Genomic DNA, 12,594 nt, shown 5'->3' on the forward strand with positions numbered 1-12,594 from the left:
AGCCGGCAGGTCGTGCCGGCTTTGTTCATCAAAACTTACCCGTGAATTTCACCTTCACCCATCTCACGCTTAATTTCAGAAGTATCACCTTTCAACTTCAGTTTAAGCGTTGGGGCAAAGGATCCACCCTGTTGGAAGTTTCCATTTTCATCATGGTATTCGTTCACAAAGCTGATCACCTGTCCGTGTGGAAGCACAGCCCAGGAGTATGCCTGGAATGGATCTTCAGCCGGGTTGGCTATAACAAGCCCCGTATCGTTCATCGGCTCGTAATCACCGAAAAGGGAGTTGGCGTGGAAGCCGTAAAGACCATCCGGACCTTCAATTCCAGGAGCAAATGTGAACTCATGGGTAATCGTGAACAAGTAATAGTCATCACCCTTCTGGACAACGTGTGGACGTTCCAGCTGCTGGTTCACACCATTCGCTTCAAGAAGAGGCGGCATTAATTCAAATTCTGTCAGATCCTCGTTTTCTGCCTTAGCAATCCCGACATTTCCGTTATAGTCTTCAGCGCCGGCAGGAACGTCTTCGTCTACATCACCAATGTGTTTCTCTTCGAGTGTCTTTTCATCGCCACCGGTATTTCCTTCGAAGATGATGTATTCTTCGCCGGTTTCAGGGTGTTGGAAGAACCAAGGATCACGGAAAGAATAGATAATGCTTCCGGTCTTTTGTTCCTGTGTCTCGTAATACTCGCCATCTGCTTCAGCAAGAATCTGGTGGTCGCCATTGTTTGTTACCTGGAAACCTTCTTTGTTGTCGTAATCCATTTCAAATGTCGTCTTAGCCAGACGCTGTTCGAATGTCGGACCTTCATCCTTACGTCCTGCAGCCGTGTAGAACAAGTGGATCGTGCCGTCTTTCTCCATCATAGCTGATCCGGCCCACTGGCGGTAACCAAGCGCCTTGTCCGTGTCATAAGGGACCGTACCCATTTCCCAATCTTTACCGTTCTTAGAATAGAAGTAGCGGATTTCCGCATGATCGTGGCGGCCGCCCCATGTGTATTCTTTGCTCGCTGTCAGCGCGAACTGTACATAGTACCCGTTGATCTTGGCGAAAGAACCATCACGGTTACGAAGCGGCCATGTGTCCCAGATCCAATAGTCCGGGGCAACATCAGTAAAGGAATCAATGTTTGGGGCTGTGTTTTCGTCTGTTAACGTGAAGTTCTGCGCGTCTTCACGGGACCACACAGGTGTGTCATCTGTGGATGCTGCGTGAGAAGTTGTTGGGAGCTGGGCAAACGTGCCGGTCAGGATAAAAGCAGAAAGCGCCAGTTTAGATAAGATCGAATGATTTCGTTTCATGTTTTCTTTCCCCTCCAGAATTGTTAAGTATATGAAGTGTGCTCCGGAACACGTCTTAACTTTACGTGGTAAAACAGGGGTGGTCAACGCCGGAAATCCTGCCATTCACGCTTATGCCAAAAGTCATGAAAGGGCACCTTTCACAAGGATGACAGCGATTTCCCCACTACTGTGCAAAGGATTGCACAAAATGTAAAATTAGGGGAGAAGAGGGATGTGCGTTGTAATAAAATTCCATTTAAATGATTCTAAAATCCAGTTTCATACGTCCTTTATACCCCTTCTTAATTTTTATGAATTGAATATAAAGAACCAATATTCCAACGAATGTTTGTTCTTTTCCGAGAATGGTAGAATTACGATTAAATCCTTTCATATCAGTGTTTTCAAGCCGTTTATAACCATTACAATGTGAAGCGCTTTATAGGAAATAAGACATAAAAAAAGACAGACGGGTCCCGTCTGTCTTTTGCACATCTATATACCTAGAAAACTTTTGCAAGGTTCCATTTGTGAAGATAGAAGCTTGCAGCTGCTGAACTGCTGAAACGAATGCTCGTGTCCTGAACAGATGGATAGAACCGGGCGGTCATCACGCAGGCACCATCATTAGCGAAAACTTCGATAGAGGACGTATCTACATATATCCTCAGACTATCAAGCTGCGGTACTTCGACCTGGCGCTTTTCGACGGTTCCATCCACATAGCTCTGACGTTCCAGGGTGAGCACCTGTTGATCGCTGGAATATAGAATCCTTGCATCTCCACCGATGGCCACACTCATCCAGCCCTCTGCAACGTCGATATCACTCATCATCAGTTCAACGACCTTCCCATGAACACCGTCCAAGGTACGGCTCTCGTTGTGGAGGCTGACCTGATGTTCAACGGCTTCTCCCTGACGGAGTGCTTCCAATTCCTGAACCGGCTGTTGGTACAGCTGACCGTCCTGCCATGTTAATTCCCGCGGAAGCGTCATGTTGTGCAGCCACTTGTGGGCAATCGTCGGGTGATCCTGCTCATTCTGGTCCGGTACACTCATCCAGCCGAACATCAGCCGGCGGCCGTGCGCATCCAAGGTCGTCTGCGGCGCGTAAAAGTCAAAACCGTGATCAAGCTCTGTAAATGCACCATGCTCGTATATCCCTTCTTCCGGATCGAAGGTACCTGTCACATAACCGGCTTGATAAACGTTTTGATAGTTCATCCCTTCCGCTTCCAGTCCCTGCGGAGAGAAGACAAGCACATCACGTCCATCCAGTTCAAATAAATCCGGGCACTCAAACATATACCCGAACTCCCCGAGAGGTGCCTGACCAGCGCCGGCAAGAATACCGGCATGGGTCCAGTCCATCAGGTTCTGTGAGGTGAATAGAGCGACTGCCCCTTTCTCATCTTCCGTCTGAGCGCCGATGACCATAAACCAGCGGCCGTTCTGCTTCCATACTTTAGGATCGCGGAAGTGGGCGGTATAGCCGTCAGGCAGATGGGCGACAGGACCTTTTTTATCAAATTGAATGCCGTCTTCGGATACAGCGAGACACTGGTACGATTCCCGGTTTCCATTTTCATCTTTGACGTTTCCTGTGTAAAAGGCATAGAGCTTTCCGTCATGCTCGATGGCACTGCCGGAATAGCAGCCGTTTTTCTCAAACCACTCGGACGGGGTCAGAGCGATCTCTTCATGCGTCCAGTGGACAAGGTCCTCAGACGAATAATGCCCCCACAGTTTAGCACCGTGGTCGGTTTTATACGGCATCCACTGATAGTACAGATGGTACGTGCCCTGGAACTGAATGAAGCCGTTCGGATCGTTCAACAGTCCGACCGGAGGCATGATGTGGTAATGGAGACGATACGGATCACTCTCTACTAGAGACTGATGCTTTTCGATTTCTTCATAAGCGCTCTTTCGCAGTTCTTGATCTTTAGACATCGGTTACTCTCCTGACTGATGAAGGCGTGTTTGAACTTCTTCGATAGTCGGAAGGGCCGTCATCGCTCCCTTTGTCGATGCAGCCAGTGCTCCGGAAACGGATGCAAACTCTGCCATTTTCACAGCTTCCGAAAGCGTCAGCTCCTCCATGTTCCCCTCATAGCGGTTCAGCTGATAAAGCATACCGGAGACAAACGCATCTCCAGCCCCTGTTGTATCGACCGCTTTTACTTTCATAGCCGGAACGTGCTCGACGCCTTCTTTCGTAGAAACATAGCTTCCGTCCCCGCCCATCGTAATGAGAACGAGAGGGATTTCATATTTCTCGAGAGCTTTCAGGCCGGGCGTGATCTCTTTTTCTCCCGTAATGAATGCCAGCTCTTCTTCAGAAAGCTTAAGCATATCCGCTTCCCCGAGCATGGAAATGATCGTTTCGCGGGCCTGTTCTTCAGATGGCCAAAGCATCATGCGCAGGTTGGGGTCATAGGAAATCACCATCCGGTTTTCTTTGGCCAGCTCCACAGCCCGCTTCGTCGTATCTTTTACCGTATCTCCGATCATGGAGATGGAACCGAAGTGAAGCACCTTGTGTGTATCAAAGTCAGCTTCCTGAAGATCGGAGCGCTCTAAAAACTGATCTGCACTGGGATGAATATAAAAATCGAAGCTGCGTTCTCCGTCTTCCGCGTTCGTTACGAACACCACACCTGTACGCACATCACCCGTCAACGGCATGGCGTGGGTCTGCACACCGAAATCTTCGAGGGTGGTCTTCAGGAACCGTCCGAGAACATCATCGCCGACCTTCCCTAAGAACGTGGATGGAACCCCGAGTCTTGCGAGACCGACCGACACGTTGGCCGGAGCACCGCCGGGACTTTTCTGGTAATTCACATTGTTTTTATCCAAGGGAATAAAATCGATTAACGCTTCACCGAGCGAGATGACACCATTTTTCATCACTAATTCCTCCTTTGAACCTTTGTATGAATCATACGAAACAAATCCCTACCAGACAAGCTGGTAAGGACTTGAAAAAAAGGGGTTTACTTCGCTTCTTCCTTCCATCCAAGAAGAAGAGTGGCAGTAACCGCACCGCCGACAGCGATCAGACAGCCGATGCCGTAGTTGATCGGGTCCTGCGCAATCGCAAACATCGGTATACCTGTCAGACCGATACCGTTTGCCATCACTTTGGTGAAGACGACGTAAGCTCCGCCGAGCGCACCACCAATAGCTGCACCGATGAACGGGCGGCGGTGCTTCAAGTTCACACCGAAGATCGCCGGCTCTGTTATCCCGAGGAATGCGGAGATAGCAGCTGGAAGAGCGATTTCTTTCGTTTTCTTGTTGCGTGTTTTAAAGAAGACGGCAAGTGTCGCTCCCCCTTGAGCAATGTTGGCCATCGCCCAGATTGGAAGCAGGTAGTTTCCGCCGACATTATTCAACAGCTCCGCCTCAATGGCGTGGAAGCTGTGGTGAACCCCTGTCAGTACGATCGTAGAGTACAAGCCCCCGAAGATCAGTCCGGCAATCGGACCGGCCGTTTCATAAACGACATCAAGAGCGGTTGTCAATCCATTCCCAAGCGCACGGCCGAGCGGTCCTACAACTAGAAGCGCTACGAAACCGGTGAAAATAACAGTCAGGAACGGGGTAAGCAGAAGATCGACCGCGTTCGGAACGATCTTACGGAAATTCTTTTCAAGCCAGGACATGACGTAAACCGTCAACAGAACAGGGATAACCGTACCCTGATAACCGAGCATTTCAACGCCGAAGCCGAAGAAATCAAGGGTTTCCGGCTGGGCATCAGCAAGCCCCCAAGGGTTTAACAGGGCCGGATGGGTCATAATTCCCCCGATAACCGCACCGAGGTACATGTTTCCTCCGAATTCCCTGGCTGCACTGAAACCGATCAGGATCGGAAGAATGATAAAGGACGCTGAGGAGAACATATCCAGCATGACAAACAATCCACTTGCTGGATCCATCCATTCGTACGTACGCATTAAGCCGAGCAGCCCCATCAGCATACCGGCAGCTACGATCGCCGGGATGATCGGAACGAAGATGTTGGAAAGGGTCCGCGCAAAACGGGCGAACGGGTTCATTTTGCTTTTCGCTGCATCTTTATGGGAAACAGAGGCGTCTTTCTTTTCCTCTTCCTCCCCCATGGACGCGCCTACAAGCGGGCCGAAGTGGGCGAATACTTTATTCACGGTTCCTGTTCCGAAGATCACTTGATATTGGCCGGAGCTTGAGAACGCCCCTTTGACTCCATCAAGTTCTTCCACAGCCGATTTATCTATTTTGCTCTCATCATCCATAACAAGGCGTAGACGAGTGGCACAGTGAGTGGCGCTGACAATGTTCTCTTTTCCACCAAGCAGTGGGACAAGCTGTTCAGCAACTTCTTTGTGATTCATGGTGATTCCTCCTTTATTTTTCCAATAAAAAAGACCTAAAACGCATAAAGAATGCAGATAGGTCCCTGAAAAAGGATACACCTATGCTTCTTTACACATTTTAGGTCTTGCCTGCTTCCGCAGTAACAATCCTACATTATTGAACTTTGGATTGACTCCTATTCTATACGGTGAAAACGCTGTCGTCAACCATTTTCAATTAAAAACAATCACTTCATTAAACGCTGAATATGGAGGGCGATATAGGCGATTTCAGACTCTGGAAAATCGATATTGTACTCCGCTTTCAAGAAGTCTGCCACTTCTTCAGACGTCCGGAATGCGTCGCTGTATTTCATTTTTATCAATTCGAGCATATCTTCGTCAATCGGTTCGAACTGACTGCCTTCCTCCACACGGCTCAGTGCAAAGCGCAGATGGGTGACCAGGCGCTGATAATTGATACTTGTCTCTTCAATCGTAATCCCTGCAGTCTCTTCCACTTTCTCAACGACATCCCTGAGGACCGTCGCTGTCTGAAGCGATTCCCCCATCGACGGAGATCCCATTTTCGCAGTATGGATATGCAGCGCGATATGCGCGACTTCATCAGGAGGAATATCAACACCCATCACTTTCCTGATTTCTTTTTTTGCCCACATCCCCGCCTCAAATTCCTTCTTATAGAGAAACTTGATTTCATGCGTCAGCTTATTGTGAATCGGAAACCCCTGCTCCAGACGTTCAAGTGCAAACGAAAGGTGATCGGTGAGTGCAATATGAATGTGGTCATTCAAAGGCGCTTCCAAATGGCCTTCTGCATAGCTGATGATCCGTTCAGCGAGATCTATGTGAGCTTCAGGGAGAGTCGAAAGCAGCTGCTGGAACTTCTCTGATGACTGATCCCGAAGCAGGAAGATCTTTTCGATTTTATTTTTCGGGACGATATCGTTGCGCCTCTTTTGAAAGGCAAGCCCCTTCCCCATCACAATCTTTTCCTGTCCTCCGTCGTACACCACAACAGCGTTGTTGTTCAAAATTTTAAAAATGCGCATAAAGCCCCTCCGGTCCATAATATCTCCTACCAGTTTACCACGAATGTATCCCCTTATGACACATTCAGGCCCCATCAGCACAGGACCTGAAGAAAGCGTTTCAAAAAAGTTTATTAAAAGCGTTTTCAATTTTTATGATCTATGCCATAATACTTGTATACAAGTTAAACAAGTATACGAAAATCATTAAAGAAGGTGAATCGATGACAGATTCCATCCCTTATTTATATCCTGAAAAATGGCTGAATAAAGCATCGGCCGGCGAACGTGTCGCCTCTGAGCTTCGGATCCGGATTATTGCCGGTTTGATTGAAAGCGGTTCAAAGCTGTCCGAAAACCAGATGGCTTCCGAATTTTCCGTCAGCCGCTCCCCTGTCCGTGAAGCCCTGAAGCTGCTCGCATCAGAAAACCTGATCCGTCTCGAACGGATGGGGGCGGTTGTTCTTGAACTGTCCGAGAAGGAAATCCAGGAAATCTACGATGTCCGTCTTTTAATCGAAACATTCGTATTCGAACGGCTCGTCAAAATGGACACAGCAGGTCTCGTGAAAGAACTGAGCAAGACACTGGAAATGATGAAGATTGCGATCAAGTACAAAGATGCTGATGATTTTTCATTTGAAGATGTCCTGTTTCACGAAACGATCATCCGCGCTATTGATCATTCCCACATTCTCATGATCTGGAAGAACCTGAAGCCGACACTGGAAAGCCTGATCCTCATTTCCATGCGCATGCGCTTCAAGGAAAAGTACGACGATTTCGACCGGATTATCAACAACCATGAATTGTATATCGAAGCGATCCGTCAGAAAGACCGCGATCTTATGGTCAAATCGCTGCACAAAAATTTCGATGACGTCCAAGGAAGTGTCGAGGATTTATGGAGGTCGCAGCAGATCTATTCAAAAGGAGTCGAAAGCGATGACTAACTATATGATGGGTGTCGATATCGGCACCACCAGTACAAAAGCCGTCTTGTTCACCGAACAGGGAGATGTCGTGGAGAAAGCGAATGTCGGCTACCCTCTTCATACGCCGGACATCTCAACAGCTGAGCAGGACCCGGAGGAAATTTTTCAGGCTGTTTTGGAAGCGGTCACACTTGTTAAACAGAAGCATACGGACAAAGCCGTATCCTTTGTATCCTTCAGCAGTGCGATGCACAGCCTGATTGCTGTCGATAAGGACGGCAGTCCGATCACCCCCTGCATCACATGGGCGGACAACCGCAGTGAGAAGTGGTCGGAAAAAATCAAAACCGAGTGGAACGGGCACAACATTTACCGGAGAACGGGGACACCGATTCATCCGATGAGCCCGCTCAGCAAAATTACATGGCTTGTCCAGGAACAACCTGAAATCGATTCCAAAACCTATAAATATATCGGAATCAAAGAATATGTCTTTTATAAACTATTCGGTACCTATGTGATCGATCATTCCATCGCTTCAGCAACAGGGATGATGAATCTGGAGAAACTCGACTGGGATGAAGAAGCCCTTGAGGTTGCCGGCATCGGCCGTGAAAAACTGTCCGAGCTTGTTTCCACGACTTCTCAGTTTACCGGACTGAAAGAAGAATACGCCAAGGTCACCGGTCTTGATTCCAACACTTCCTTTGTGATCGGAGCCAGTGATGGCGTTCTATCCAACCTTGGGGTCAACGCCATCAAAAAAGGAGAAATCGCCGTTACCATCGGAACAAGCGGAGCGATCCGGACCGTGATCGACAAGCCGCAGACCGATGAAAAGGGCCGGATTTTCTGCTACGCGCTCACCGAAGATCAGTGGGTCATCGGAGGACCGGTCAACAATGGCGGCATGATTCTCCGCTGGATCCGTGATGAATTTGCTTCATCGGAAGCAGAAACAGCGAAACGTCTCGGCATCGACCCGTACGAAGTGCTGACGAAAATCGCAGAAGGCGTCCGACCAGGATCTGACGGACTGCTCTTCCATCCTTACCTGGCTGGTGAGCGGGCCCCGCTTTGGAACCCGGATGTACGCGGATCCTTCTTCGGACTGACGTTATCCCATAAAAAAGAGCACATGATCCGGGCTGCTCTGGAAGGGGTCATCTACAACCTGTACACCGTTTTCCTTGCGTTGACGGAATGTATGGACGGACCGGTGACAAGAATCCAGGCGACCGGCGGGTTTGCCCGCTCGGAAGTGTGGCGCCAGATGATGGCCGATATCTTCGAATCCGAAGTTGTCGTGCCGGAAAGCTATGAAAGCTCCTGTCTTGGAGCCTGTATTCTAGGACTCTACGCTACAGGCCGGGCGGATTCACTAGACATTGTATCCGGGATGATCGGCAGCACCTTCAAGCATACACCGGAGGAAGAAGCGGTCCATGAATACCGCCAGCTGCTTCCGATGTTCATCCAGCTGTCCAGATCTCTGGAAGAAAACTACGCCACCATTGCCAATTACCAACGAAACTTAACCAACTAAACAAACGGAGGGTTTACGATGCCATTATTAATGGTCGCTATAGGAATTGTCGCGTTACTTATCTTGATTATGGGACTCAAACTGAACACGTTTGTTTCCCTGATTATCGTCTCCTTCGGTGTTGCCGTCCTGCTCGGCATGCCGCTTACGGATATTGTACCAACCATCGAGGCCGGTCTCGGCGGAACACTCGGCCACCTCGCCTTGATTTTCGGTCTTGGAGCTATGCTCGGTAAACTGATTACAGACGCCGGTGGTGCCCAGCGCATTGCCATGACCTTCGTCAATAAGTTCGGAGAAAAGAACATCCAATGGGCCGTTGTCGCCGCATCCTTCATTATCGGGATCGCGTTATTCTTTGAAGTCGGCCTCGTGCTGTTGATCCCGATCGTTTTTGCGATTTCAAGAGAACTGCGCGTATCGATTTTGTATCTGGGAATCCCGATGGCAGCCGCCCTGTCCGTCACTCACGGCTTCCTGCCGCCTCACCCGGGGCCGACAGTGATCGCTGGTGAGTACGGGGCAGATCTTGGTGAAGTGCTGCTGTATGGAATTATCATTGCTGTCCCGACGGTCATTCTTGCTGGTCCGATTTTTACAAAAATGGCGAAGAAAATTGTCCCGGACTCTTTCAAAAAGCAGGGGAACATCGCTTCTTTAGGCGAACAGAAATCCTTTAAGCTTGAAGAGACACCAGGCTTCGGTATCAGTGTTTTCACAGCTATGCTGCCCGTCATTCTCATTGCTATTTCTACAATTATTACATTGATTCAGGAAACCATGGGTGTAGAATCCGGCGGTTTTCTCTCTGTTATAAACTTAATTGGAAACGCATCCACAGCGATGATCATCTCCCTGCTTGTGGCGGTTTACACGATGGGGATTGCTCGTAACATTCCGATGAAAGACGTGATGGACTCCTGCTCCACAGCTATCGCCCAAATCGGTATGATGCTGTTGATTATCGGGGGCGGCGGTGCCTTCAAGCAGGTCTTGATTGACGGCGGTGTCGGTGATTATGTGGCGCAGATGTTCGAGGGCTCTTCCATGTCTCCACTGCTGCTTGCGTGGATTATTGCTGCGATTCTAAGAATCTCTCTCGGTTCTGCTACAGTGGCTGCTTTGACGACGGTCGGCCTTGTCACACCGCTTCTCGGGCAGACGGATGTGAACCTGGCACTGATGGTGCTTTCCACAGGAGCCGGAAGCTTGATCGCTTCCCACGTCAACGACGCTGGTTTCTGGATGTTCAAGGAATACTTCGGCTTAACGATGAAGGAAACGTTCGCTACATGGACGCTTCTGGAAACGATCATTTCCGTTGCCGGTCTTGGATTCGTCCTTCTGTTCAGCCTTTTTGTTTAACGAAAAAACCCGTACGAGGATCCTCCTCGTACGGGTTTTCCTTTTATACAGCCGTCATGACAGCCAAATAAAACGATACAATCATTAAACTCCCTGCAGCCGTCACTATCCCAAGTGAAGGCCTCTTCACTGCGGAAGCGATAGTGAGCAGCAGGAACAAAGAGCCGATCAGACCGAGCATCCAGCTGACCGGTCCGAACGACATCGTCACTTCAATGAGTTCCGAGCCGCTTTCCCCTGTAAACGCCCGGTACAAAAAGGAAGCTTCGTCTCCTATCGTTCCCTCCTGATTTGGGGTACCTGCCCGCCCCATGGCAGCCGTCAAAGCAAAAGCGCCGAGAGCAAACCCACTTTCCGCCTTCGTCCACGGAAGCGGATTGAAACGCTGATCACCGGCTTTTTTACGGAACAACACCCCGTTCATCAAGGCGAACAAAAGGATGCCGATGACAAACAGGTGCTTGACGAGAAGGGCCTGACCGTAGTTCGATGGCAGGGCTTGAGAATAGCCTTCCAACGCATTCATATCTGGAGCACCGTAGCTGTACAAATCCACGGACATCGTGAAATACCCGGCGGCAAACACGACAACCAGACTGAAGACAGCCGTCGGTGTGTACCACCGTAGAAAGGAACCCCAGTTCTTCTTAGACACCGCAAACCAGCTGACCATCAGGAGCAGGCCGATCCATACGGATGCCCCGAGAAAATGCAGGGTATGAAACACATGCCCGGACGCTCCTCCGATGGATGCCGCATGAGCAGCCATCGAGTAAGAAGCCGTCATCGCAGCGACAAGCCCTAAAGATAGATAGAGCAGACCCGCTTTTTCCTTTACACCCTTTGTTGTCCAGATAAGAAGAAGGAGCATAGAGAAAAGGGCGGTCAGTAAAAAGGCACGTCCGACGGCAAACTCAAAAATCACCTGAATGAAGGCGCTCCCCCACCCTTTTGATGATGCAAGCAGATCGACGATGGGCAGCACCGGCAGGAAAGATCCGAACGTCACCAGCAGGGCACATGCCTGAATCAGCCTTTGATCTATGCGTACCGGAGGTTTCAGATGGTCCGGCACAAGCAGCAGGATCAGAGATCCCATTAATAAGGAAAACGAAAGGTACAAAAGCAGCTCAGTCAATCCAATCAGAATCCCCATTGGTACCGACTCACTTCTTGCTGCTGAACAGCTTCACGGCAAGTACGATGACAATGACAAGAAGCAGGAGCGCAACAACAATCATGAACACAGGGAGGCTGTTTTCCTCTTCTGTTTCCTGTTCGCTGTCCACATCTGTTTCCGTTTGTTCCGCATCGGTGTCCGTTTCTGTACCGTCCTCCTCTTCAGGAACCACTTCTTCAGTCGTTTCTGTGTTTTCTTCAGGAGCTGGTCCATCTACAGTAAAGCTGAACTGTTTCTCAATCACATGACCGTCGGCACCGATGATTTCCCAGTTGACGGTATACTCACCGTTTTCAAGGGCATCATCAAACACGGCGGTCATCGTCTGATCAGAGATCGTCACCTCGGACGGTGCAGGAGCCTCTCCTTCCGCTTTCGATAATTCAAGCGTGCTTCCTTCTTCAATGACTGTATTGAAGTTCAGTTCGATCGTATCCAGCGGTTCTTCCACCGTCTCCCCTTCAGCGGGCGTCGAGTTTTCCAATGATGTATGAGCATGGACTGCCGGGGTGAACAACCCAAGAGCGACGACCAGTGCCAGTAACGCAGTAGAAATTTTGTGCATAATTTTTCCATCCTTTCTCCATATTAAGACTAAGTAAATGAAAGCCTTATGATTGGCTATTGCAGCCGGAGTATTTTACTATAGAGATAACGGGTATCATCCCTTTACGGATCATCCATCCCGTGATGACAGACTTCCGTAACCAAGCTAAGTTTATGTGATAGAATCATTCAAAGTCAAAGTTTCTCATCGTTTGTCACAAAATCTCCATGTTCCCCGTTCTATGGGATCCATCCCCTACCTATCCCCTACTCTGCTGAACCGCTCTACACAGCTCTTCAGAAGAAATTCTGACAAAACCTTATAAATGT

10 protein-coding genes are annotated in these 12,594 nt (G+C 49.3%); 3 read left to right on the forward strand and 7 right to left on the reverse strand.

Features of this window, described 5'->3' with window-relative positions:
• Nucleotides 1–35: 35 nt before the first annotated feature.
• The 5 genes from ACXAD6_RS17670 to ACXAD6_RS17690 all read right to left on the reverse strand — a co-directional run bounded on the left by ACXAD6_RS17670 (nt 36) and on the right by ACXAD6_RS17690 (nt 6,713).
• Complete coding sequence (locus tag ACXAD6_RS17670; RefSeq protein WP_474970026.1) at nt 36–1,313, reverse strand: glycoside hydrolase family 68 protein; 1,278 nt, start codon at nt 1,311–1,313, stop codon at nt 36–38.
• 485 nt (nt 1,314–1,798) lie between these two features.
• Nucleotides 1,799–3,250, reverse strand: coding sequence for a glycoside hydrolase family 32 protein (locus ACXAD6_RS17675; protein ID WP_474970027.1), 1,452 nt, complete (start codon nt 3,248–3,250; stop codon nt 1,799–1,801).
• Nucleotides 3,251–3,253: 3 nt separating this feature from the next.
• Entirely contained in the window at nt 3,254–4,210 is a 957-nt protein-coding gene (locus ACXAD6_RS17680; protein ID WP_474970028.1) for an aminoimidazole riboside kinase, read from the reverse strand.
• Nucleotides 4,211–4,296: 86 nt separating this feature from the next.
• Nucleotides 4,297–5,679 (reverse strand): sucrose-specific PTS transporter subunit IIBC, encoded by a 1,383-nt coding sequence (locus ACXAD6_RS17685; RefSeq protein WP_474970029.1) that lies wholly within the window; start codon nt 5,677–5,679, stop codon nt 4,297–4,299.
• A 209-nt stretch (nt 5,680–5,888) separates the two neighbouring features.
• Nucleotides 5,889–6,713, reverse strand: coding sequence for a PRD domain-containing protein (locus ACXAD6_RS17690; RefSeq protein ID WP_474970030.1), 825 nt, complete (start codon nt 6,711–6,713; stop codon nt 5,889–5,891).
• Nucleotides 6,714–6,916: 203 nt separating this feature from the next.
• On the opposite strand from ACXAD6_RS17690, the gene ACXAD6_RS17695 reads away from it, so the two are divergent.
• The 3 genes from ACXAD6_RS17695 to ACXAD6_RS17705 are packed head-to-tail and all read left to right on the forward strand — an operon-like array spanning nt 6,917 to nt 10,538.
• A complete protein-coding gene (locus ACXAD6_RS17695; RefSeq protein ID WP_474970031.1) occupies nt 6,917–7,645 on the forward strand; it encodes a GntR family transcriptional regulator in 729 nt (242 codons plus the stop codon).
• Complete coding sequence (gene gntK / locus ACXAD6_RS17700) at nt 7,638–9,173, forward strand: gluconokinase (RefSeq protein ID WP_474970032.1); 1,536 nt, start codon at nt 7,638–7,640, stop codon at nt 9,171–9,173. The genes ACXAD6_RS17695 and gntK overlap by 8 nt, the downstream gene beginning before the upstream one ends.
• 18 nt (nt 9,174–9,191) lie before the next feature.
• Nucleotides 9,192–10,538, forward strand: a complete 1,347-nt coding sequence (locus ACXAD6_RS17705; protein ID WP_027956007.1) for a GntP family permease — start codon at nt 9,192–9,194, stop codon at nt 10,536–10,538.
• A gap of 43 nt (nt 10,539–10,581) precedes the next feature.
• Here ACXAD6_RS17705 and ACXAD6_RS17710 read toward each other — a convergent pair whose 3' ends face one another.
• Both ACXAD6_RS17710 and ACXAD6_RS17715 read right to left on the reverse strand, forming a co-directional pair.
• Entirely contained in the window at nt 10,582–11,637 is a 1,056-nt protein-coding gene (locus ACXAD6_RS17710; RefSeq protein WP_474970033.1) for a copper resistance D family protein, read from the reverse strand.
• 67 nt (nt 11,638–11,704) lie between these two features.
• Nucleotides 11,705–12,283 (reverse strand): copper resistance CopC family protein, encoded by a 579-nt coding sequence (locus tag ACXAD6_RS17715; RefSeq protein WP_474970034.1) that lies wholly within the window; start codon nt 12,281–12,283, stop codon nt 11,705–11,707.
• Between the last annotated feature and the right edge of the window lie 311 nt (nt 12,284–12,594).

The sequence above is a fragment of the Halobacillus sp. ABH2_015 genome (genome assembly GCF_056158945.1).

Excerpts from the sequence above, each read along its gene's own strand:
- ACXAD6_RS17670 (WP_474970026.1), bottom strand. The coding sequence starts at position 1,313 with ATGAAACGAAATCATTCGATCTTATCTAAACTGGCGCTTTCTGCTTTT.
- ACXAD6_RS17675 (WP_474970027.1), bottom strand. The coding sequence starts at position 3,250 with ATGTCTAAAGATCAAGAACTGCGAAAGAGCGCTTATGAAGAAATCGAA.
- ACXAD6_RS17680 (WP_474970028.1), bottom strand. The coding sequence starts at position 4,210 with ATGAAAAATGGTGTCATCTCGCTCGGTGAAGCGTTAATCGATTTTATT.
- ACXAD6_RS17685 (WP_474970029.1), bottom strand. The coding sequence starts at position 5,679 with ATGAATCACAAAGAAGTTGCTGAACAGCTTGTCCCACTGCTTGGTGGA.
- ACXAD6_RS17690 (WP_474970030.1), bottom strand. The coding sequence starts at position 6,713 with ATGCGCATTTTTAAAATTTTGAACAACAACGCTGTTGTGGTGTACGAC.
- ACXAD6_RS17695 (WP_474970031.1), top strand. The coding sequence starts at position 6,917 with ATGACAGATTCCATCCCTTATTTATATCCTGAAAAATGGCTGAATAAA.
- gntK (WP_474970032.1), top strand. The coding sequence starts at position 7,638 with ATGACTAACTATATGATGGGTGTCGATATCGGCACCACCAGTACAAAA.
- ACXAD6_RS17705 (WP_027956007.1), top strand. The coding sequence starts at position 9,192 with ATGCCATTATTAATGGTCGCTATAGGAATTGTCGCGTTACTTATCTTG.
- ACXAD6_RS17710 (WP_474970033.1), bottom strand. The coding sequence starts at position 11,637 with ATGGGATCTCTGATCCTGCTGCTTGTGCCGGACCATCTGAAACCTCCG.
- ACXAD6_RS17715 (WP_474970034.1), bottom strand. The coding sequence starts at position 12,283 with ATGCACAAAATTTCTACTGCGTTACTGGCACTGGTCGTCGCTCTTGGG.